This is a genomic window from Pseudomonas graminis, from assembly GCF_001705435.1.
GTDB lineage: Bacteria > Pseudomonadota > Gammaproteobacteria > Pseudomonadales > Pseudomonadaceae > Aquipseudomonas > Aquipseudomonas graminis_B.
In genome coordinates this window covers 801,000-822,274 of sequence record NZ_MDEN01000069.1, presented here as the reverse complement: position 1 = coordinate 822,274, position 21,275 = coordinate 801,000, and the positions used below count along the sequence as shown (strand labels likewise).

Sequence of the window (21,275 nt, the reverse complement as noted above, 5' to 3'; positions counted from 1 at the left end):
ATTTCAGCGCGCATGCTACGCAGTCAGCGCCGTCGAGGAAATCCGCGTTGACGATCTCCAGGGTGTACCACCGATTCACAGCATTGTCGGCGCCTGCCGCCGATCGATAGAAAGCTACACGCCCAGCCATTACCGAAATTATCTGGTGCATTAAACATCTGGGTACTAAATTACCGACCACTACTGACCGAGCGAGGGACACCCATGAACGCCAACGAGCCATCCCAAAAGGCTGGCGCTGGCAGCTGCGACGCGCTGCTGCTGGACAACCAGCTGTGTTTCGCCCTGTACTCGACGTCGCTGATGATGACCAAGGTGTACAAGCCGCTGCTGCAGGCGCTGAACCTGACCTACCCGCAATACCTGGCGATGCTGGTGTTGTGGGAGCGCGACGGCCTGACCGTCGGAGAAGTGAGCACGCGCCTGCTGACCGATCCGGGCTCGCTGACGCCGCTGCTGAAACGACTGGAAGCCGAAGGCCTGATCCGCCGGACCCGCAGCAAGGAAGATGAACGCGTCGTGCTGCTGACCCTGACCGACCAAGGGAAGGCGTTGCACACAAAGGCCCAGAGCGTTCCGCAATGCATTCTCGCCGCCAGCGGCATCAACCTTGAGCAGCTCAAAGCCCTGCAGAAAGACCTACTGGCCCTGCGCGGGAATCTGCTCGAGAGCCTCTGATCAGCCCCCTTCATCCACTCACCTCAAAAATCCCGAAAATTTATCTTGCGCACTAAACATTGGCGCAGTACATTTCACTTCACTTGCTTAGCGCACAAAACTTTAGCGCAAAGCAGACCCTGATTCATTCAACGCTATTCAACCCATCAGCACGTGAGGAATTACCATGCAAGCGCTCTACACTGCAGTCGCAACCGCAACCGGTGGCCGTGATGGCCGCGCTGTTTCCGACAACAAAATTCTCGACGTCAAACTGGCCACCCCGAAAGAACTGGGCGGCGCTGGCGGCGAAGCCACCAACCCAGAGCAACTGTTTGCTGCCGGCTACTCGGCCTGCTTCATCGGCGCACTGAAATTCGTCGCCGGCCAGAGCAAGAAAACCATCCCGGCTGACGCGTCGATCACTGCCCACGTCGGCATCGGCCAGATCCCTGGCGGTTTCGGTCTGGACATCGACCTGCACATCAGCCTGCCGGGCCTTGAACAAGCCGAAGCCCAGGCGCTGGTCGATGCAGCCCACCAAGTCTGCCCTTACTCCAACGCCACACGCGGCAACGTCGACGTTCGTCTGCACGTGACTGTGTAAAAACCTGGCGTAAGGCCTCGCCTCCAACCCTCGTCTGACCGGGAGAAGAACATGAACACGTTTGGCAAGATTCTGGCTGGCTCGCTCCTCGCACTGTCCATCGGCAACGCTTTTGCTGCGACCGATACGGGCGTCGAGCACAACACGCAGGCGTTTCTGGACGCGCTGAATTCCGGAAGCGGCAAGCCGATCGAACAGCTTTCGCCCAAAGATGCCCGCGCCGTCCTGACCGGTGCCCAGGCCGGGGTCAAGTTGACCCTGCCCAAGGCCGATGTCAGCCAGAAGACCATTTCGGTGGATGGCCAAGACATCAGCCTGACGATCGTTCGTCCGGCCGGCGTCAAAGGCACCTTGCCGGTGTTCATGTATTTCCACGGCGGCGGCTGGGTGCTCGGCGATTACCCGACCCACGAACGTCTGGTGCGGGATCTGGTCGAGGGTTCGGGGGCAGTGGCGGTGTTCGTCAACTACACCCCATCACCTGAAGCCCACTACCCGACGGCGATCAACCAAGCCTATGCGGCGACCAAGTGGGTCGCCGAGCATGGCAAGGAAATCAACGTCGACGGCAAGCGTCTGGCGGTGGCGGGCAACAGCGTCGGCGGCAACATGGCAACGGTTGTCAGCCTGATGGCCAAAGACAAAGGCACGCCGGCCATCCGTTACCAGGTGCTGTTGTGGCCGGTGACTGACGCCAACTTCGATACCGGTTCGTACGATCAGTTTGCCGAGGGTCACTTCCTCACCCGCAACATGATGAAGTGGTTCTGGGACAACTACACCACCGATCCGAAACAGCGCGCCGAGATCTATGCCTCACCGCTGCGGGCCACGACCGAGCAGCTGAAAGGTCTGCCGCCTGCCCTGGTGCAAACCGCAGGGGCTGACGTGCTGCGCGACGAAGGTGAAGCCTACGCCCGCAAGCTGGACCAGGCCGGTGTGCCGGTGACGGCGGTACGTTACAACGGCATGATTCACGATTACGGGCTTTTGAACGTGATCAGCCAAGTGCCGGAAGTGCGCTCGGCAATGCTGCAGGCTTCGCAAGAACTCAAGGCTCATCTGAAGTAAATGCGTCAGCGGGCGTCAACTCGGCGCCCACAAAAAAGCCCGACTCGAGGGTCGGGCTTTCTCGTGTCCGGCGTTACATCACCGGCATTACAAAAACTGTGCTTATTTGGCACGGCCTTTGTAGGAACCGCCTTCGCGGGTGTCGATTTCGATCTTGTCACCGATTTCGATGAAGTCAGCCACCTGCAGCTCGGTGCCGTTGGCCAGTTTGGCCGGCTTCATGACCTTGCCCGAGGTGTCGCCACGAGCCGAACCTTCGGTGTAGTCAACGGTGCGCACGATGGTGGTCGGCAGCTCTACGGAAACCAGACGCTCTTCGAAGAAGATCGCTTCGCAGACGTCGGTCATGCCTTCTTCAACGAATGGCAGAACGGCTTCGATGTCTTCGGCGTTCAGCTCGTACATGGTGTAGTCGGTGGTGTCCATGAACGTGTAAGTGTCGCCGCTGATGAAAGACAGCGTGGCTTCTTTACGGTCCAGGATCACGTCGTCCAGCTTGTCGTCGGCGCTGTAGACGATTTCAGTCTTGTAGCCGGTCAGCAGGTTCTTCAGCTTGGTTTTCATGATCGCGCTGTTACGGCCCGACTTGGTGAATTCAGCTTTCTGAACCAGCCAAGGATCGTTTTCCAGCTTGATCACGGTACCGGGTTTAAGCTCTTTGCCAGTTTTCATTACGAGTATCCGAATTTGGATGAAAGATCTTTCTAAGCCCTGTACGAAAAGCCACTTTTCGTACAGGGCTTAATACAAGGCCGCGTATCATATCCAACTTTGGTAAAACCTTACCAGCGCAGTCGTCAGATCCTCCTGCAAGGCCTGTTCCAGACACCAGCGCCGGGCATGGGCGGCGAGTTCATCGGTGTGCTGCTCCAGCGCATTCCAGCCCTGAGTCATGGCTGTTCCGCCATTCCAGCTGCGCCAGACTTCGGTCAGCGCCTGCCCTGCAGCCTCCGACAACCCCACCCGATACAGCTCCAGAAACGCATCGAGCTTGGCCCAGTGGGCGTCGTCATCCTGCTCGTAGATGTGCCAGATCAGCGGCCGCCCCGCCCATTGCGCGCGGACGAAGGAGTCCTCACCGCGCACCACGTTGAAATCACAGCACCACAACAGCGAATCGTAGTCTTGCTGATGCACGAACGGCAGCACCTGAATGGTCAGGGCATCGCGCGCATGCACGGCGCCCGCCGTCAATTCATCCACGCCCAACCAGCGCTGAACGTCGCCCAGAATGCGGCCCTCAGGCACCAGCAAATGGGTAGTGCGATCAGCCTGGGCCAGGCAATCCAGCCAGCTGCCGAGCCCGGCGTGTTCGTAGGCAAACAGTGACATCAGCCGCGCATCGGCGTGGGGCGCGATGTTCAGGCGCTGGAGGAAGGATTGGCGTGCGGCGGGATTGGCCTGAAACGCCTGGCGCTTTTCGATCAAGCCGGCTTCACGCAACAACCCGCCGGTCTTCGCGGTGAATCCGGGGAAAAAGAAGTACTTGCGCAGGCCCGAAGACTGGATCGACGGCAGGCCGTGGCAGCCCGACACCCAGTCTTCGGCGCTCAGGTACTCGAGGTTGAACCACAGCGGCCGTTTCTCTGCCCCGAGCATGGCGTCGATGTAGTCCGGTGGCAGGCGACAGGCAAAGGCCTCGACCACGACGTGCGGCAGCTGCAACGGCTGCCAGGTTTTGGGCCATTCCGCTGGCCAGCGACAGACGATAACGCCATCCTGCATTTGCTGATCAGCCAGGGGATCGGCACCCGGGCACAGCCGGGCGAAGGCGTTCAGGTCATCGATCCAGAGGCGAACCTGCAGGTCGTGTTCGGCGACCAGTTGTCGGGCCAGGCGAAAGGTCACGCCGACGTCGCCGAAATTATCGACAACGCTACAGAAAATATCCCAAGAGGCTTTCATCCGGGCTCCCTGAGGATGTTCAAAAAAACCGATTGTCCGTCATTGCGGCGCAGAATCGCCAGCCCCGGTCGTGCGACAATCGCCGCCACTGCTGGCCACATGCATACAAGTCTGGAGTCTGTCATGTACGTCAACCCACGCGAACTGTCCGTCACGCTGCGCCCCCTCAAGCTGATCCTGTCGATTGCCGCCGGCATCTGGCTGGGGGTTCTCGCTGTCCTGCTAAGCCTGTGGCTGATCTATAAACTGCTCCCCGCCGAGCAGACCCAGGCACTGAACAATGCCGCGGCGCAGATAACTGCCCCGCCCGCGGCCAGACCAAAACCCGAAACTGATAACCCGATGTTCGATCAGTACCGGCAGATTCTGCGCGACAGCGAAACGCGGCAGACCCAGGAGGCTGAGCAGGCGGAGCGGCAACGCAGCTTCAACGGCCCGAAATGTCAGTTCTGGATGCAGCAGAACCAGACCGCGCCCAGCGAGAAAAGCCGTGCGAGCGTCTATCAGTTCTGCGGTTGAATCCCTTTTTGTCGAGCCATTCCATGCCACCGAATACGCCATGCCCGTGAACAAGCAAACCGTCCTGCAGTGCATCGTCGAGAAACTGCAGGTCGACCTCGATGTGGCCGTGCGTGCTGCGCAAACGGCGTACGAAACCGCGACCCACGAAGAGAACATCGCCGAGAACAAGTACGACACCCTCGGGCTGGAGGCGTCGTATCTGGCCGCAGGTCAGGCGCGGCGTGTGGAAGAAATCCGCCAGTCGCTGAACCTCTGCCGCCATCTCGTGCTCAAGCCCTTCGATGAACAGCGCGGCATTCAGACCGGCGACCTCATTGCCCTTCAGGCAGGCAACGGCGCGCAACAGCGGTTGTTTCTCGCGCCTGACGCGGCGGGGCTGAAACTCACGGTCGAAGAGCAGGTGATTACGGTGATCACCGCACGTTCGCCACTGGGACAAAGCCTGCTTGGCAAGTTCGATGGCGATGAGGTGGAGGTGGTGGTGAACGGCAGCCGTCAATTGCTCGAGATCACGCAAATCCTGTGACCCACTGATCATTTGCAGGGTTGTAGCGTCCGAGTTTTTGTGGGTAAGGTGCGCAGTCGCACCACAAAGGGTGAACCCCGGAACACGGAGCCGGGGACACGGATTTAACCAAGGAGATATTTCATGACGAACGTCATCACTTTCCCTGACGCCCATGAACGTGATCGCCTCAAGTCCAGTGACCACCACGGGTTGAGATACCTGAACAAGAAAGAGCGACAACTGATCGACCGACTGCGCATGACCAGTCACGCTGGCCGCCAGTACGTTTACGACTACGCCAGCATCATGCAGCGTTCCAAACCGCTGTACCCCGAGCCGGTGGACTGACGCGGCGCAACCGGGACACGCGCCGGTTCAGCAGAGGTTCAGTACAACGCCAATGAGCGCGGGCCTATAGTGGGCAGGTGTTTCTGTCCTCAGGAAAGCATCATGCCCACTGCCACGCCCACGCCCGTCCCCTCGCCCGCCGAACCGAGCGCTGCCGCTGCGCCGGCAGATCATCTGCGCTTTCACAAACGCCACGCCCACCTGGCGCCGACCTTTGGCACCGATGCCTTCGCCCTCAAGGCCGAGGCGTTTGCGCGCTTTTTCGGCACGCCCACCTTTCTCGGCGCCCAGACGTTTCTGGTGGTGCTGTGGGTCGGCGCCAACCTGAGCGGGCTGGTGTCATTCGATCTCTACCCGTTCATCCTGCTCAATCTGGCGTTCAGCCTGCAATCGGCCTACGCCGCGCCGCTCATTCTCCTCGCGCAAACACGACAGGCTGCCCGCGACAAGGCCAGCGCCGATGCCGACGCGCTCCACCGCGAGGCGTTGGCAACGGCTAATGAAGAACGCATGGCGCGAGCGGCGCAAAACACCGCACAGATGCTGGAACTGCTGGAACAAAACACGCGCCTCACCGAAATGACCAAGGTGCTGACCGAACGGGTGGAAGCGCTGACGGCGGACATGCACAAGCATTTCGTAAAACGCGATGGGCATGTCTGATCTGGAGCCGGTCGCAGAACCCTGTGGGAGTGACCGCCACAGGCCGTCCGAAATCACATCCCGTTGAACGATCACGATCAAGCGCTGCCCGAAACTTCATGGCATTCATGATCCCCCGTCAAAACTCCCGTGCCCGCGCTGTGGTTTTTCCCTGCCAGCCGGCGCGGGATACTGGGCTTCTGCTTCGTTAATCCCCTTCCCCCTTGAACTCTGGAGTCTTCCCATGACTGTTCCCGCATTTGGCCTCGGCACCTTCCGCCTGAAAGATCAGGTCGTCATCGACTCGGTCAGCAACGGCCTGGAGGTGGGCTATCGCGTCATCGACACCGCGCAGATCTACGGCAATGAAGCCGAGGTCGGTCAGGCCATCGAGCAAAGCGGCGTGTCCCGTGATGAGCTGTACATCACCACCAAGATCTGGACTGACAATTTCGCCGCCGACAAGCTGATCCCGAGCCTTAAGGAAAGCCTGGCCAAGCTGAAAACCGATCACGTCGACCTGACGCTGATCCACTGGCCGTCGCCGAAGGGCCAGGTGCCTGTCGCCGAATTCATGGGCGCACTGCTGGAAGCCAAGCAGCAAGGCCTGACCCGCGAGATCGGCATTTCCAACTTCACTGTGGCGCTGATGGGTGAAGCCATCGCTGCGGTCGGTGCCGAGAACATCGCCACCAACCAGATCGAACTGCACCCGTACCTGCAAAACCGTACCGTGGCCGCTTTCGCTCAACAGCACGGGATCAAGATCACGTCCTACATGACCCTGGCCTACGGCGAAGTGCTGAAAGACCCGGTGATCGAGCAGATCGCCCACCGCCACAACGCGACGCCTGCGCAAGTGACCCTGGCGTGGGCCATGCAACTGGGCTATGCGGTGATTCCGTCGTCGACCAAACGCGCCAACCTGGAAAGCAACCTGAAAGCCGTCGACCTCACGCTGACCGAGGACGACATGGCGCAGATTGCGCAGCTGGACCGCGGCCATCGTCTGACCAGCCCGGCCAGCCTTGCGCCGCAGTGGGATTGATAAAGCGCTGATTCTGGCTTCGGCCAGAATCACCCCAATCAGCGCCCCCTAATAACGCACCCGAACCATAAACAGGCGCCCTGCCTGGACCCTCCCCCGAAATTGGTTCGCTTCCCGCCTGAACCAATCCCGCTCCTCCTCGCGAACCAGACTTCCGAACCTTTGCCGATTGGCCCGAAGCGGCGGGATCACGCCTGCCCTTGTGCCGGCCATCGGACCTTGCGGGTGAACCAATTTTCATTGGCATCGCTATTGCACTCCTCTTCTGCAGCCAGGCCCTGCTTCACGCAGCCCATGGCCTCCGGTTCACCCCCGTGACGAGAGACGCAGATGGACAGCATCGACACCGACGCAACCCACGACACTTCGTCAAAGATGGCCCTCGACGCATTGCGCCAACTGGTCGCGCAGCAGGCGGCCTTCCCGCAACGGCCGTTGCCGACCGAGCGCGACCTGGCGGTGGATTTCGGCGTCAGTCGCCGGGCCATTCGCCGCGCGCTGGCGGTGCTCGAAGCCGAGGGGCACATCTGGCGGCGGCAGGGCAAAGGCACTTTCGTCGGCCCTACCCCGCCGAGCGCGGCCATGAGCTTTGCCAAGCTGTCGAGCCGGACCAATTTCAGCGAGGTCATGGAAGCGCGCATCTATCTGGAACCGGCGCTGGCGTCACTGGCCGCCCTGCGCGCCAGCGGCGAACAGATGGCGATCCTGCGCCGGCTCGCCGAGCGCACCACCCACCAGCAACATGCCAGCGAACCCGACGCCGAAGGCATCGAACTGTGGGACAGCGCGCTGCACCGCGGCATCGCCGAAGCCGCCGGCAACCGCCTGATGCTCGATATCTTCGAAATGCTCGACGCCATTCGTCTTGACCCGGCCTGGCGCGACCTGCGCCAGCGCGCCCGCAACACCGATCGCCTGAGCACCTACAGCCACGACCACCACGACATCATCGGCGCCATCGAGAGCCGCGATCCGGCCAAGGCCGCCACCGCCATGCGCGGGCACCTGCGTGCGCTGCAACAGGCGCTCGATCACGTCATCCAGCAAGACCTCGAGGCCAGCGTATGAGTGCTTCACCCGCGAACACCCCATCGGTATTGAGCGTCAGCGACCTCACCGTGCGCTTCAAGGATGCCCCGGCCAATGTCGTCGACGGCGTGTCGTTCGCCATTCAGCCGGGCAAGACCCTGGCCATCGTCGGCGAGTCCGGCTGCGGCAAAAGCGTGACGTCCATGGCGTTGATGGGCTTGCTGCCCGACACCGCCACCGTCCAGGCCAGCGCCTCGAATCTGCTGGGCGAACCTTTGATCGGTATGTCCGACGAGCGCCTGCTGGACGTGCGCGGAAACCGCATGGCAATGATCTTTCAGGAGCCGATGACCTCGCTCAATCCGGTGTTCACCATCGGCGATCAGATTGCCGAGAGCGTGATTCGCCATCAGGGTCTGTCAGCCAGCGCCGCCCGCCAGCGCGCGCTGGAAATGCTGGAAAAGGTCCGCGTGCCCGATGCCCTTCAACGCCTCGACGCTTACCCCCACGAGCTGTCCGGCGGCATGCGTCAGCGCGCGATGATCGCCATGGCACTGGCCAACGACCCTGCGCTGATCATCGCCGACGAACCCACCACCGCCTTGGACGTGACGATTCAGGCGCAGATTCTCTCGCTGGTCGCCAGCCTGCAGGCGGAAACCGGCACCTCGATGATGCTCATCACCCATGACCTCGGCGTGGTCGCCGAAGTGGCCGACGAGGTCATCGTGATGTACGCCGGCCGCGTCGTCGAAAGCGGTTCGGTGAAGACATTGTTCGATGATCCGCAGCACCCTTACACCATTGGCCTGATGGGCTCGATGCCCTCGGTCGGCCCTCGCGAAGGGCGTCTGGCAACGATCAATGGTCGTGTGCCGACGCCGGCCGAAATGCCCGGCGGTTGCCGCTTTGCCAGCCGGTGCCCATTCGTCATCGCCGCCTGCCGGGAAGCCCGTCCGCCGCTGCTGGAAGTCTCCGCCGGGCATTTCGCCGCCTGCATTCGCGTGCCACTTGAACAGCATCTGGGAGTCAGCGCATGAGCCTGTCAGGCCCACACATCGTGAACAACGGGGCGGCTGAGTCGGCACTGGAAAAGCCGATTCTGGAAAGCATCGCGGTGAGCAAGCACTTTCACAGCGAAGCCGGATTGTTCCAGCGCAAAAAGCCGCCCGTGCAGGCGGTCAATGAGGTTTCCCTGGCCGTGCGCCGGGGCGAAACCCTGGCGCTGGTGGGTGAGTCCGGCTCGGGTAAATCGACCCTGGGCCGGGTGCTGCTGAACCTGCTCAAGCCCACCGCTGGCGACGTCATTTATGAAGGCCGCAACCTGGGCAACCTGCCCGCCGACAAGCTGCGTCAGGTGCGCCGCGATCTGCAGATCATTTTCCAGGACCCGTTCGCCTCGCTGAACCCGCGCATGAGCGTGGAATCGATCATCGGCGAGCCGATCTGGCTGCATCGCGACGACAGCCGCAGCGCGCGTCAGGACAAAGTCGCTGAGCTGCTGCGCACGGTCGGTCTGGCGCCGGAGCACGGCAGCCGCTTTCCCCACGAATTTTCCGGTGGTCAGCGTCAGCGCATCGGTATCGCCCGGGCGCTGGCCTCGGAACCACGGCTGATCCTCGGCGACGAACCGGTGTCGGCGCTGGACGTCTCGGTGCAGGCCCAGGTGGTGAATCTGCTGGAAGACCTCAAGCACCAGTTCGGCCTGACCCTGCTGATCGTCGCCCACGGCCTCGCGGTGATCCGCCACATGAGCGACCGTGTGGCGGTGATGTACCTCGGTGAGATCGTTGAGCTGGCGCCGGTCAACGCGCTGTTCGAAACGCCCTTTCATCCTTACACGCAAGCGCTGATGGCCGCCGTGCCGGTCAGCCATCCCGATCTGCGCCGTCCGCGGCCGTTACTCGGCGGTGACATGCCAAGCCCGAGCAAGCCGCCGTCCGGTTGCCGCTTTCACACCCGTTGCCCCCACGCCAAGCCGCTGTGCCGCGAGGCGAAGCCGCTCTTCGAAAGCGTCGAGCCGGGGCGTCAGGTGGCCTGCCATTACTGGCGCGAAATCGCCAATGCCGGCGCCGGTTCGCTGATCGTGCCCACGCCCAGCGCCGCCTACAGCCAGCGCCTGAACCTGTTCAAAAGCCATCAAGCCCTTTCTCTGGAGAGTCAGCCATGAAATTCGCCCACCTGATGACAACCACGTTGTTGCTGCTCGCTGCGAATGCGGCTGTCGCCGAAACCACCCTGCGCATCGGCATTCAGGACGACCCTGACATGCTCGACCCGCACCGCTCGCGCACTTACTCGGGGCGTCTGGTCTACACCGCGCTGTGCGACAAGCTGGTGGACGTCAATCCGGACCTGACCTACGCGCCGCAACTGGCCACCGCCTGGAACTGGAGCGAGGACGGCAAGACGCTGACCATGACCCTGCGCGACGGCGTGACCTTCCACGACGGCGAGGTATTCGACGCCGCCGCCGTGAAGTTCAACCTCGACCGTGCGCGCACCCTGCCCGACTCCCTGCGCAAGAGTGAACTGGCGTCGGTGGAGAACGTTGAGGTGATCGACGCGAAGACCGTGGCGATCAAGGTCAAGCAGCCCGACGCGACGCTGATCTCGCAACTGTCCGACCGCGCCGGGATGATGCTCGCACCCAAGGCCTCGGCGACCGACGTGGCCTCCAAGCCGGTGTGTTCCGGGCCCTACAAGTTCGTTCAGCGCGTGCAGCAGGACCGCATCGTGCTGGAGCGCTTCGACAACTACTGGAACAAGCAGGCGTACCACTTCGACAAGGTGATTTTCCTGCCGATTCCGGACACCTCGGTGCGCCTGGCAAACCTGCGTTCCGGCGACCTGGACATCATCGAACGCGTCGCGCCCACCGACGTGAAGACCGCCAAGGCCGACAGCCACGTGCAGGTGTTCAGCACGCCGGGCCTGGGCTACATGCAGCTGATGTACAACACCAACAACGGCGACAAAGCCAACACCCCGATGGGCAAGGACAAGCGCGTGCGCAAGGCTTTCGAGCTGGCGATCGACCGTGACGCGATCAATCAGGTGGTGTTCGAAGGCCTGTACGCGCCGAGCGCCCAGCCGTTCCCGAAAAACAGCCCGTATTACGACAAGGACTTGCCGCTCCCGACCCGTGACGTCGAAGCCAGCAAAAAACTGCTCGCGGAAGCCGGGGTCAAGACGCCCCTCGCCGTCGAGCTGAAAGTCGCCAACAACCCCATCGCCCAGCAGGTCGGCCAGATCATTCAGGCGATGGCGGAAGAAGCCGGCTTCAAGGTCAATCTGATCGCCACCGAATACGCCACGCTGCTCAGCGAGCAACAGGCCGGCAACTTCCAGATCGGCATGAGCGCCTGGTCGGGCCGCCCTGATCCGGATGGCGACATCCACCAGTTCGTGACCTGCAAGGGCGGCCAGAACGACGGGCATTTCTGTGACCCGAAACTCGACGAGCTGCTGAACAAGGCGCGCACCGTGAACGATCAGGCCCAGCGTCAGGCCATCTACTTCGAGGCCCTGCGCCTGCTCGCCGAAGACGTGCCGACCAGCTACCTGTACTTCGATCCGCGAATCATCGCCATGCGCAGCAACCTCACCGGTTTCGTGCCCAACCCCGATGGTTTGATTCGCTTGAACAACGTCGCTTTCAAATGACAGCGGCGCCCGTGGACAACCGCTTCGGCCGCGAGGATTCGTCATGCTGACATTCATCCTGCGACGCCTGCTCAGTGCCATTCCGACGCTGATCCTGGTTTCGCTGTTCGTCTTCACCCTGCAAAAGCTGCTGCCCGGTGATCCGGTGCAGGCCATGGCGGGTGAAGAGCGCGACCCCGCGGTGATGGAATACCTGCGCGAGAAATACCGGCTCAACGACCCGCTGCCGCTGCAGTACGTGCACTGGGTCGGCAATGTCCTGCAGGGCGACTTCGGCACCTCGTTGCGCACCGAGCAACCGGTGACCGTGCTGCTGGCCTCAAAGCTGCCGGTGACCATCGAACTGGCGGTGCTGGCGCTGATCATCGCGCTGGTGATCGGCATTCCGACGGGGGTGATCTCGGCGGTGCGCAAGGGCACGTCGGTGGACTACGCGGCCAACGTGTTTGCCCTGTCGGGGATCTCGATTCCGCACTTCTGGCTGGGAATTCTGTTGATCATGATCTTCGCCGTGAAGCTGCAGTGGCTGCCGGCCTCGGGCTTTGTGCCGCTGGGTGAAGACGTCGGGCAGAACCTGAAAACCCTGATCCTGCCGGCCTTCGTGCTGGGCGCCGGGCTCTCTGGCGTGCTGATGCGCCACACCCGCAGCGCGATGCTCGAAGTGCTGCGCGCCGACTACGTGCGCACGGCACGGGCCAAAGGTCTGTTCCCGCGCACGGTGATCTTGAAGCACGCCCTGCGCAACGCGCTGATGCCCATCGTCACGCTCACTACGCTGCTGTTCGGCGAATTGCTTGGCGGCGCGGTGCTGACCGAGCAGGTCTTCAGCATTCCCGGCTTCGGCAAAATGATTGTCGATGCCGTGTTCAACCGTGATTACGCCGTGGTGCAAGGCGTGGTGCTGTGCGTTGCGATCGGCTTTCTGCTGCTGAATCTGCTGGCGGACGTGCTCTATCGCCTGATCAATCCGCGTCTGAGGACTGCCTGATGACTTCGATTGCGACCCATCCTTCGGCGCCGCTGAACGCGCCGTCCCAGGCGCCGTCGAGAGAGCCGCTGCGGCCGCGCACCCGCTCGCCGTTCGTGAAGAAATTCCTCGCCAACAAGGGCGCGGTGGTCGGCGCGGTGGTGCTGATCATCTTCATTCTCGCCGCGCTGCTGGCGCCGTGGATTGCGCCCCATGATCCGCTTAAAGCCAACTTCCTTGCCGTGCGCAAGGCGCCGTCGCTGATCTACTGGCTGGGCACCGACGAGCTGGGCCGCGACCTGTTCTCCCGCCTGCTCTGGGGTGCGCGCAGTTCGTTGCTGGCCGGCGGGGTTTCGGTGGCGATTGCCATGGTCATCGGCGTGCCGCTGGGCCTGTTGGCCGGTTACTTCGGCGGCAAGCTCGACGCGGTGATTTCACGCATCATGGAAGCGCTGCTGTCGTGTCCGTTTCTGGTGCTGGCGATTGCCCTGGGCGCGTTTCTCGGCCCGAGCCTGAGCAACGCGATGATTGCCATCGGGCTGTCGGCGATGCCGATTTTCTCGCGCCTGACCCGCGGTCAGGTGCTGGCGATCCGTCACGAAGATTACCTGGAAGGCGCCCGTGCCATCGGCCTGCCGGACCGCTGGATCATCCTGCGCTACGTGCTGCCGAACGTGCTCTCGCCGCTGGTGGTGCAAGCGACGCTGACCATCGCTTCGGCGATTCTGGCGGAAGCGAGCCTGTCGTTCCTTGGCTTGGGCCAGCAACCGCCCTCGCCGTCCTGGGGCTCGATGCTCAACACCGCGAAGAACTTCATGGAACAGGCACCGTGGATGTCCATCGCCCCCGGCGTGGCGATCTACATCACGGTGCTGTGTTTCAACCTGCTGGGTGACGGGCTGCGTGATGCCCTCGATCCGAAAAGCTGACGGCGCTCGCGCTTATACGCCGAAGCTGCGCCTCTATAACCGATCAACTGCCAAGAAGAGAACGACTGCATGTTCGATGATCTGGATTACAGCCAACCCTACGCGTCCGCCCGCTCGCCGGTGATGGGCAACAACATGGTCGCCTGCTCGCAACCGCTGGCCGCCCAAGCCGGGCTGGACATGCTGCGTCAGGGCGGCAACGCCGTTGACGCCGCCATCGCCGCCGCCATGGTGCTGACCGTGGTCGAACCCACCGGTTGCGGCATCGGCAGCGACGCGTTCGCCATCGTCTGGGACGGCAAGACGTTGCAGGGCCTCAACGCCTCGGGCCGCTCGCCGCAGGCCTGGACGCCGGAGCACTTTGCCGGTCAGCCGGAAATGCCCCAGCGCGGCTGGGCCTCGGTGACGGTGCCGGGCGCGGTATCGGCCTGGGTCGCGTTGTCCGAGCGCTACGGCAAGCTGCCCTTCTCCACCCTCGCCGCAGCCGCCATCGGCTATGCGCGGGACGGTTATCAGGTGACGCCGATCATTGCCGAACTGTGGCGGCGTGGCGCCGGGCTGTTGAAGGATCAACCCGGCTTTGCCGAGTGCTTCCTGCAAGGCGGCAAAGCGCCGAAGGCCGGGGAGAAAGTCGTGCTCAAGGATCACGCTAAGACGCTTGAGCTGATTGCCGAAACTAAGGGCGAGGCGTTCTATCGCGGCGAACTGGCCGAAGCGATGATCACTCACGCCAACGCCAATGGCAGCGTCATGAGCCTTGAGGATCTGGCGAACCATCGGGTGGACTGGATCGATACTTTGTCGGTGCTGTACGCCGGCGCCGTGGTCCACGAGCTGCCGCCGAATGGTCAGGGCATCGCCACGCTGGCGGGTCTGGGCATCCTCGAAGCGCTGGGGGTGGGCGAGCAGCCGGTGGACAGCGTCGAGACCGTGCACCCGGTGCTGGAAGCGATGAAGCTGGCGCTGGCCGATCTCAACCAGCACGTCGCCGACAACGACCACATGCGCGTCGCCGCTGAACACATGCTGGACCCGGCCTACCTGCGCGACCGCGCGGCGTTGGTCGGCGAACAGGCACAAGACCCGCTGCACGGTGCGCCCAAGGCCGGCGGCACGGTCTACCTGTCGGCGGCGGACGAGAGCGGCATGATGGTCTCGTTCATCCAGTCGAACTACATGGGTTTTGGTTCCGGTGTGGTGGTGCCGGGCACGGGCATCAGCCTGCAGAATCGTGGGGCGGGTTTTACCCTGGACGCGGATCACGTCAACACCGTGGCACCGGGCAAGCGGCCGTTTCACACCATCATTCCGGGCTTTGTGATGAACGCCGACGGCACGCCGCTGATGTCCTTCGGCCTGATGGGCGGGCCGATGCAGGCGCAGGGGCATTTGCAGATGATGCTGCGCATCCTGCGCTACAAGCAGAACCCCCAGGCCGCCGCCGACGCGCCGCGCTGGCGTATTGAGTCCGGGCTGAAGGTTGCGGTGGAGCGCTCGTTTGATCCGCAGGTGATCGAAGCGCTGCGCGCCAAGGGCCACGACGTGGAAGTGGAAGACCCCAGCGGCGTGTTTGCCTTCGGCGGCGCGCAGATCATCCAGCGCACGGCCCATGGGTATGTGGGCGGGACCGATCCGAGGAAGGATGGGTTAGTGGCGGCGTATTGAGTCACCCGGCATTGTAGGACCGGCTTCAGCCGGGAAGAGACAGGTCCTGCTGAGCCACAATGTCTTGATCCACCGGGGACAGATTAATTTACGGTGAAGCGCTGTAAATAAACCAGTCCCCTTTACCGTTTGTGAAGCGCTGTAAATAAATCAGTCCCCTTTACCGTTTACACGAATTCATTCGATTCACTCCCTGATTCAGCCAGACACCACCGCAACAATCCCCACCAGACTCAGCACCATCACTGTGCAACCCAGCACCGCCACTTCACGCAATGGCGGCGGAATGCGCTCGTGGGTGATGCCCCGGGCGCTTTTGCGGTAGCGCGCGTTGAGGCCGATCTGGATCAGGAGGCCCGCCATCAACGAAAAAATGACCGGCAGCAGCGCCACCCACCCAAACGGCGGAATCCAGCGCAAAAACAGAATGCACACCCCGATCAACGTCAGCAGCGTCCGGCGCCAGGCCAGCAGTGTGCGTTCGGGCTGCAGACCGGGATCGTCGTGGCGCAATGGCGTCGACGGCACGGCATGACCGCGCCGGTTCACGACGCGCCATAAATCAGAAAGACGATCAGCCCCGCCGCCACCAACGCGCCGCCCAACGACAGAATCGGCACCAGCACCGGCAACGGCAGCGGCTTGCGTTGACGCATCGCCCGTTCGACTTTCAGCCATCGCACACAGGCACTGGCGCTCACCAGCAAGGCCAGCACCAGCAACGACAGGGCCACAGCACGACGCAGGCCGGGGCTGAACACGTCGCTGGTGAAGGCTTCGACCGCGATGCCGCCCGCCAGGAACGCCAATGCCGTGCGGATCCAGGCGAGAAAGGTGCGTTCATTGGCGAGGGTGAAGCGCGGGTCAGGCTCGCAGCCGCCGCCGAGCAGCGAAGCCGACAGGCGATCACGCTCCGGCGGCGTGACGGGGGCGCTTGCGGAAGGAGTGCCGGGAGGAATGACGTTGCCGGGCTCGGGGGGATTCATGTCGCACCGTGGTCGGGTAGATGCGACGGATCATACCGGTCATGCCCGGGAAAGGCCCGTGTCCACAGCGACATGGGGTTGCCTGTTGCCGCAACGTGCATAACCTGTAGGAGCGTGGCTTGCCCCGCGATCGGGGACGCAGTCCCCGTAAATCCTGGCAACGCGCTGTGTCTGGAAAAACGCATTGGGCGGGTCACGACGGGTTCCCCGCCGATCGCGGGACAAGCCACGCTCCTACAGTCGGATTATCGGTTCGCCAGGTCCACCCACACTGCGCCATCGGGATACTGATAGCGCTCCAGCGTCTCGGCGTGCATTTCGATGCTGTACCCCGGCCGTTGCGGGGGCATGTAGCGGCCGCGGCGGATGACCACCGGATCGAGGAAATGCTCGTGCAGGTGATCGACGTATTCCAGCACGCGTTTGTCCAGGGAGCCGGACACGGCGATGTAATCGAACAGCGAAATGTTCTGCACGTATTCGCACAACCCGACGCCGCCACCGTGGGGGCACACCGGGATGTCGAATTTGGCCGCCATCAGCAACACGATCAGCACTTCGTTCAGCCCACCCAGCCGTGCCGCGTCGAGCTGGCAGAAATCCAGCGCGCCGGCCTGGAACATCTGTTTAAACATCACCCGGTTGTGGCAATGCTCACCGGTGGCCACGCCAATCGGCGCGATGCGCTGGCGGATCGTCGCGTGACCGAGGATGTCGTCGGGGTGGGTCGGTTCTTCGATCCACCAGGGCTCGAACGCCGCCAGACGGCGCATGTTGCTGATCGACTGCTCGACGCTCCAGACCTGATTGGCGTCCATCATCAGGGTGCGTTCCCAGCCCAGTTCGTCCCGCAGGATCGCGGCGCGGCGCAAGTCTTCTTCGATGTCCGCACCGATCTTCTGCTTGATGTGGGTCCAGCCCTCGGCCACGGCTTCGCGGGCCAGCCGGCGCATCTTCTCTTCCGAATAACCCAGCCAGCCCGGCGCGGTGGTGTAGCCCGGATAGCCCTCCTCCCGCATCTGCGCCTCGCGCTTCGCTTTGCCCGGCACTTGGCGACGGAGCAGAGCGATGGCTTCTTCGGGGGTGATGGCGTCGGTGACGTAGCTGAAGTCCAGGCACTTGACCAACTGCTCGGGGGTCATGTCGGCCAGCAACTTCCAGACCGGCTTGCCCTCGACCTTGGCCCACAGGTCCCACACCGCATTGACCAGCGCGGCGGTGGCCAGATGGATCACGCCTTTTTCCGGCCCCAACCAGCGCAATTGGCTGTCGCCGGCCGTGATGGTGTGCCAGAACGCGCCCATGTCCGCAGTGATCGATTCCAGGCTCAGCCCCACCACGCAGGGCGCCAGGGAATGAATCGCCGCCGCGCAGATCTCGTTGCCCCGCCCGATGGTGAACGTCAGGCCGTGGCCTTCCAGCCCGTCCGGTGAATCGGTGTGCAGCACGACATAGGCAGCGGAATAGTCCGGCGCGCTGTTCATTGCGTCGGAGCCGTCGAGGGACAGGGAGGTGGGAAAGCGGATGTCGCGGACGGAAATGGACGTGATCTGCATGGTGGACTCTTGTTATGGGTAGCAAGATGGACGGGGGTGGGAGCGAGCTTGCTCGCGAAAGCGGCGTAACAGGCAAATTCGTAGCAGGTAAAACGCCTTCACGAGCAAGGTGGAACGCCACCCCGGTCACTCCCACAGGGACATGCGACTGTAGGACGGTTTGCGATACAGGCATAATCGCCAAATCCTAATCATCGATATCAAATCCGATATGTCAGATTCACCACCCTCCCCCGATCTGCCTGGCCATTTCCCGACGCTGAAAATCTCCAGCCGGCAGATCGCGTTGCTCAACGCGTTGGGCGAACTGGGCAATCTGCGCAAGGCTGCCGCCGCCATTCACACCACCCAGCCCGCCGCCAGCCTCTTGTTGCAACAGCTGGAAGAGCGCCTCGGCGTGCAACTCTTCGAACGCTTGCCGCGCGGCATGCAGCCGACGCTGTCCGGCGAGGTGATGATTCGCTACGCCCAGGGCGCGCTGCATGAGTTCGAATACGCCGAAGCGCAGCTGGCCGAGCTGGCACGCGGGTCCACGGGGATGGTGCGCATCGGCACGGTGATGGGCCCGGTGCCGACGCTGCTGACCCGCGGCGTGCTGGCGTTCAAGGCCGCGCACCCGAAAGTGCGCATCGCCCTGGAAGTCGGCACCAGCGATGAATTGATACCGGCACTGATTCGCGGCGATTTCGATGTGGTGCTGGGCCGGCTGCCCGATCAGCTCGACGGCCAGAGCCTCGATATTCAGCTGTTCGAACAAGGCGAATGCATGCGCATCATCGCCCGGCCGCAGCACCCTCTGGTGAACCACAGCAACCTGACCCTGACGGATCTGGCGCCGCTGACCTGGATCCTTCACCCCATCGGCAGCCCCATGCGGCGCCAGGTTGAGAACGCATTGCAGGCAGCGCAATTGATTGAGCCCCTGGACATCATCGAAACCCGTTCGATTCTGGCGACCACCTCGATGCTGGAATCCTCGGACATGATCGCCGTGGTACCCAATGACGTCGCCCGGCACTACGCCCGCTACGGCATGGTCGCCATTCTGCCGGTGGAGTTGCCGTTGAGCATGGCCAATCTTGGCCTGATGACGTCGAAAGCCCGGCCGATGTCGGCAGCGGTGAAGGCACTGCTCGCTTTCCTGAGCTCACGTTTCTAAAGTCGAAGAGGGTCGGACGAATCGATAACCCCGCGTTATCGCTCAATCGAAACCTTTCATTGGGAAATTACCCACCGGCTTCATAGAGTGGCTGAAAATCGGCCAGAAACGTCCGCACTTACGGGGCGGCTGCTAGAGAGGTCGTGAATAACAATAACCGGCCAGCCACGGGGCCGACCCCGACGCAAGCCGTCGTCTCGCCCCGCTGATGCAGGCCGCCACCGTCATGAGAGGCCGCATGGAACTCATCGCCAAAACGCCTGCGTTCGACAGCAGCGCGCTGTTCATCCGCCTGAATCCCCTCGATAACGTGCTGATCGCTCGCCAGGCGCTCAACGAAGGCACGCACCTGGACGAAGAAAACGTCACCGTCTCGCAGCCGATTCCTTCCGGGCACAAGGTCGCGGCGGTTCGGGTCGAGCAGGGTCAGCCGCTGCGGCGTTACGGCCAGATCATCGGCTTCGCTTCACAGCCCATCGAAGCCGGGCAGCATGTGCATGTGCACAACGTCGAGATGGGCGACTTCTCCCGTGACTACGCCTTTGGCGTCGATGCCCACGAAACGCAGAAAACCGAAGCGTTCTTTCAGGGCATCGTGCGCGCCGACGGCCGTGTCGCGACGCGCAATTACATTGGCATTCTCACCTCGGTGAACTGCTCGGCCACCGTGGCCCGGGCCATCGCCGACCGTTTCCGCCGCGATATCTTCCCCGAGGCACTCGCGGACTACCCGAACATTGACGGCGTGGTCGCGCTGACCCACGGTTCGGGCTGCGCCATCGATTCCAAGGGCGAGGCCATCGACCTGCTGCGCCGGACCCTCGCGGGCTACGCCGTGCACCCGAACTTTGCGGCGGTGCTGGTGGTGGGCCTGGGCTGCGAGACCAACCAGATTCAGGACATGCTCGACAGCCAGGGCCTGAAAGCCAGTGACCAACTGCGCGCCTTCACCATTCAGGGCACCGGCGGCACGTCGAAGACCATCGCCAGCGGCATCGCCCAGGTGCAATCGCTGTTGCCCCAGGCCAACCGGGTCACCCGCGAGACCGTCAGCGCCCGGCACCTGATCGTCGGCCTGCAATGCGGCGGCTCCGACGGCTATTCCGGTATCACCGCCAACCCGGCGCTGGGCAATGCGGTGGATCGGCTGGTGGCGGCGGGCGGCACGGCGATTCTGTCGGAGACCCCGGAGATTTACGGCGCCGAGCATTTGCTGACGCGGCGGGCGGCCAGTCAGGCCATCGGCGAAAAGCTCGTTCAGCGCATTCACTGGTGGGAAGACTACTGCCAGCGCATGAACGCCGAGCTGAACAACAACCCGTCTGCCGGGAACAAGGCCGGCGGGCTGACGACCATTCTGGAGAAGTCCCTGGGCGCGGTGGCCAAGGCCGGCTCGACCAACCTGATGGGCGTGTATGAATACGCCGAAGCCGTCCGCGCCCAAGGCCTGGTGTTCATGGACACACCGGGCTACGACCCGGTCTCTGCCACGGGGCAAGTGGCCGGCGGCGCCAACCTCATTGCCTTCACTACCGGGCGCGGTTCCGCCTATGGTTGCGCGCCGACGCCGTCGATCAAGCTTGCGACGAATAACCGCGTGTTCGAATTTCAGCAGGAAGACATGGACGTGAATTGCGGCGGCATCGCCGACGGCACGACGACAATCGAAGAACGCGGCGCATACGTGTTCCAGATGATGCTGGACATTGCCTCCGGCGCCCGCAGCAAAAGCGAACAACACGGTTATGGGCAAAACGAATTTGTGCCGTGGCACATCGGTGCGGTGACCTGACAGAACAGGCTGCCTTGGTAGGACCGGCTTCAGCCGGGAAGCTGTCTGGGTTTCAGTGGGACCGGCTTCAGCCGGGAAGCTTTTCCAGCGTCACACCGCAACACGGATGGTGCCCAAACCGGCCTCTTCCCGGCTGAAGCCGGTCCCACAGGGGAAATGCGTCGCCTGCTGGAACGCGCTCGCCTGGTAGGACCGGCTTCAGCCGGGAAGCTTTTCCA

General features: G+C 62.8%; 22 protein-coding genes. 17 read left to right on the top strand and 5 right to left on the bottom strand.

Features of this window, described 5'->3' with window-relative positions; genetic code table 11:
- Positions 1 to 204 precede the first annotated feature (204 nt).
- The 3 genes from BBI10_RS25915 to BBI10_RS25905 all read left to right on the top strand — a co-directional run bounded on the left by BBI10_RS25915 (position 205) and on the right by BBI10_RS25905 (position 2,335).
- Positions 205 to 678 carry a MarR family winged helix-turn-helix transcriptional regulator gene (locus tag BBI10_RS25915; protein ID WP_065993051.1) on the top strand — a complete coding sequence of 158 codons (474 nt, stop codon included), beginning with the start codon at positions 205 to 207 and terminating at the stop codon, positions 676 to 678.
- 166 nt (positions 679 to 844) lie between these two features.
- Positions 845 to 1,264 carry an organic hydroperoxide resistance protein gene (locus BBI10_RS25910; RefSeq protein WP_065993050.1) on the top strand — a complete coding sequence of 140 codons (420 nt, stop codon included), beginning with the start codon at positions 845 to 847 and terminating at the stop codon, positions 1,262 to 1,264.
- A gap of 51 nt (positions 1,265 to 1,315) precedes the next feature.
- A complete protein-coding gene (locus BBI10_RS25905; protein WP_065993049.1) occupies positions 1,316 to 2,335 on the top strand; it encodes an alpha/beta hydrolase in 1,020 nt (339 codons plus the stop codon).
- A 102-nt stretch (positions 2,336 to 2,437) separates the two neighbouring features.
- Here BBI10_RS25905 and BBI10_RS25900 read toward each other — a convergent pair whose 3' ends face one another.
- Together BBI10_RS25900 and earP are read right to left on the bottom strand one after the other, a co-directional pair.
- Positions 2,438 to 3,007, bottom strand: a complete 570-nt coding sequence (locus BBI10_RS25900; protein WP_065993048.1) for an elongation factor P — start codon at positions 3,005 to 3,007, stop codon at positions 2,438 to 2,440.
- Between the two features lie 87 nt (positions 3,008 to 3,094).
- On the bottom strand, positions 3,095 to 4,240 hold the full coding sequence (earP, locus tag BBI10_RS25895; protein ID WP_065993047.1) for an elongation factor P maturation arginine rhamnosyltransferase EarP: 1,146 nt from the start codon (positions 4,238 to 4,240) through the stop codon (positions 3,095 to 3,097).
- Positions 4,241 to 4,363: 123 nt separating this feature from the next.
- Here earP and BBI10_RS25890 point away from each other — a divergent pair, with 123 nt between their 5' ends.
- The 12 genes from BBI10_RS25890 (at position 4,364) to BBI10_RS25835 (ending at position 15,564) form a co-directional block, all read left to right on the top strand.
- Positions 4,364 to 4,759: a hypothetical protein gene (locus BBI10_RS25890; protein ID WP_065993046.1), complete on the top strand. Its 396-nt coding sequence runs from the start codon at positions 4,364 to 4,366 to the stop codon at positions 4,757 to 4,759.
- A 46-nt stretch (positions 4,760 to 4,805) separates the two neighbouring features.
- Positions 4,806 to 5,288, top strand: coding sequence for a GreA/GreB family elongation factor (locus BBI10_RS25885; RefSeq protein ID WP_065993251.1), 483 nt, complete (start codon positions 4,806 to 4,808; stop codon positions 5,286 to 5,288).
- A 123-nt stretch (positions 5,289 to 5,411) separates the two neighbouring features.
- On the top strand, positions 5,412 to 5,618 hold the full coding sequence (locus tag BBI10_RS25880) for a hypothetical protein (protein WP_065993044.1): 207 nt from the start codon (positions 5,412 to 5,414) through the stop codon (positions 5,616 to 5,618).
- A 102-nt stretch (positions 5,619 to 5,720) separates the two neighbouring features.
- Positions 5,721 to 6,281, top strand: a complete 561-nt coding sequence (locus BBI10_RS25875; protein ID WP_065993039.1) for a DUF1003 domain-containing protein — start codon at positions 5,721 to 5,723, stop codon at positions 6,279 to 6,281.
- A 223-nt stretch (positions 6,282 to 6,504) separates the two neighbouring features.
- Positions 6,505 to 7,308 (top strand): 2,5-didehydrogluconate reductase DkgB, encoded by an 804-nt coding sequence (gene dkgB, locus BBI10_RS25870; protein WP_065993037.1) that lies wholly within the window; start codon positions 6,505 to 6,507, stop codon positions 7,306 to 7,308.
- Positions 7,309 to 7,638: 330 nt separating this feature from the next.
- Positions 7,639 to 8,376 carry a FadR/GntR family transcriptional regulator gene (locus tag BBI10_RS25865; RefSeq protein WP_065993032.1) on the top strand — a complete coding sequence of 246 codons (738 nt, stop codon included), beginning with the start codon at positions 7,639 to 7,641 and terminating at the stop codon, positions 8,374 to 8,376.
- Positions 8,373 to 9,377 (top strand): ABC transporter ATP-binding protein, encoded by a 1,005-nt coding sequence (locus tag BBI10_RS25860; protein WP_065993030.1) that lies wholly within the window; start codon positions 8,373 to 8,375, stop codon positions 9,375 to 9,377. The genes BBI10_RS25865 and BBI10_RS25860 overlap by 4 nt, the downstream gene beginning before the upstream one ends.
- Complete coding sequence (locus BBI10_RS25855; RefSeq protein WP_065993028.1) at positions 9,374 to 10,507, top strand: ABC transporter ATP-binding protein; 1,134 nt, start codon at positions 9,374 to 9,376, stop codon at positions 10,505 to 10,507. The genes BBI10_RS25860 and BBI10_RS25855 overlap by 4 nt, the downstream gene beginning before the upstream one ends.
- Positions 10,504 to 12,003 (top strand): ABC transporter substrate-binding protein, encoded by a 1,500-nt coding sequence (locus BBI10_RS25850; RefSeq protein ID WP_065993027.1) that lies wholly within the window; start codon positions 10,504 to 10,506, stop codon positions 12,001 to 12,003. Before BBI10_RS25855 ends, BBI10_RS25850 begins: the two co-directional genes overlap by 4 nt.
- A 43-nt stretch (positions 12,004 to 12,046) precedes the next feature.
- Positions 12,047 to 12,991, top strand: coding sequence for an ABC transporter permease (locus BBI10_RS25845; protein WP_037011865.1), 945 nt, complete (start codon positions 12,047 to 12,049; stop codon positions 12,989 to 12,991).
- Positions 12,991 to 13,899 carry an ABC transporter permease gene (locus tag BBI10_RS25840; protein WP_065993026.1) on the top strand — a complete coding sequence of 303 codons (909 nt, stop codon included), beginning with the start codon at positions 12,991 to 12,993 and terminating at the stop codon, positions 13,897 to 13,899. The genes BBI10_RS25845 and BBI10_RS25840 overlap by 1 nt, the downstream gene beginning before the upstream one ends.
- Before the next feature lie 69 nt (positions 13,900 to 13,968).
- Positions 13,969 to 15,564, top strand: coding sequence for a gamma-glutamyltransferase family protein (locus BBI10_RS25835; protein ID WP_065993025.1), 1,596 nt, complete (start codon positions 13,969 to 13,971; stop codon positions 15,562 to 15,564).
- A 198-nt stretch (positions 15,565 to 15,762) separates the two neighbouring features.
- On the opposite strand, the gene BBI10_RS25830 is transcribed toward BBI10_RS25835, so the two are convergent.
- The 3 genes from BBI10_RS25830 to BBI10_RS25820 all read right to left on the bottom strand — a co-directional run bounded on the left by BBI10_RS25830 (position 15,763) and on the right by BBI10_RS25820 (position 18,106).
- A complete protein-coding gene (locus tag BBI10_RS25830; RefSeq protein ID WP_083233268.1) occupies positions 15,763 to 16,113 on the bottom strand; it encodes a DUF202 domain-containing protein in 351 nt (116 codons plus the stop codon).
- Positions 16,110 to 16,550 (bottom strand): YidH family protein, encoded by a 441-nt coding sequence (locus tag BBI10_RS25825; protein WP_065993023.1) that lies wholly within the window; start codon positions 16,548 to 16,550, stop codon positions 16,110 to 16,112. The genes BBI10_RS25830 and BBI10_RS25825 overlap by 4 nt, the downstream gene beginning before the upstream one ends.
- A 245-nt stretch (positions 16,551 to 16,795) precedes the next feature.
- Positions 16,796 to 18,106 (bottom strand): L-fuconate dehydratase, encoded by a 1,311-nt coding sequence (locus tag BBI10_RS25820; protein WP_065993022.1) that lies wholly within the window; start codon positions 18,104 to 18,106, stop codon positions 16,796 to 16,798.
- 211 nt (positions 18,107 to 18,317) lie between these two features.
- On the opposite strand from BBI10_RS25820, the gene BBI10_RS25815 reads away from it, so the two are divergent.
- Together BBI10_RS25815 and BBI10_RS25810 are read left to right on the top strand one after the other, a co-directional pair.
- Entirely contained in the window at positions 18,318 to 19,265 is a 948-nt protein-coding gene (locus BBI10_RS25815) for a LysR family transcriptional regulator (RefSeq protein ID WP_065993021.1), read from the top strand.
- 238 nt (positions 19,266 to 19,503) lie between these two features.
- Positions 19,504 to 21,057, top strand: a complete 1,554-nt coding sequence (locus BBI10_RS25810) for a UxaA family hydrolase (RefSeq protein ID WP_065993020.1) — start codon at positions 19,504 to 19,506, stop codon at positions 21,055 to 21,057.
- Positions 21,058 to 21,275: the final 218 nt, after the last annotated feature.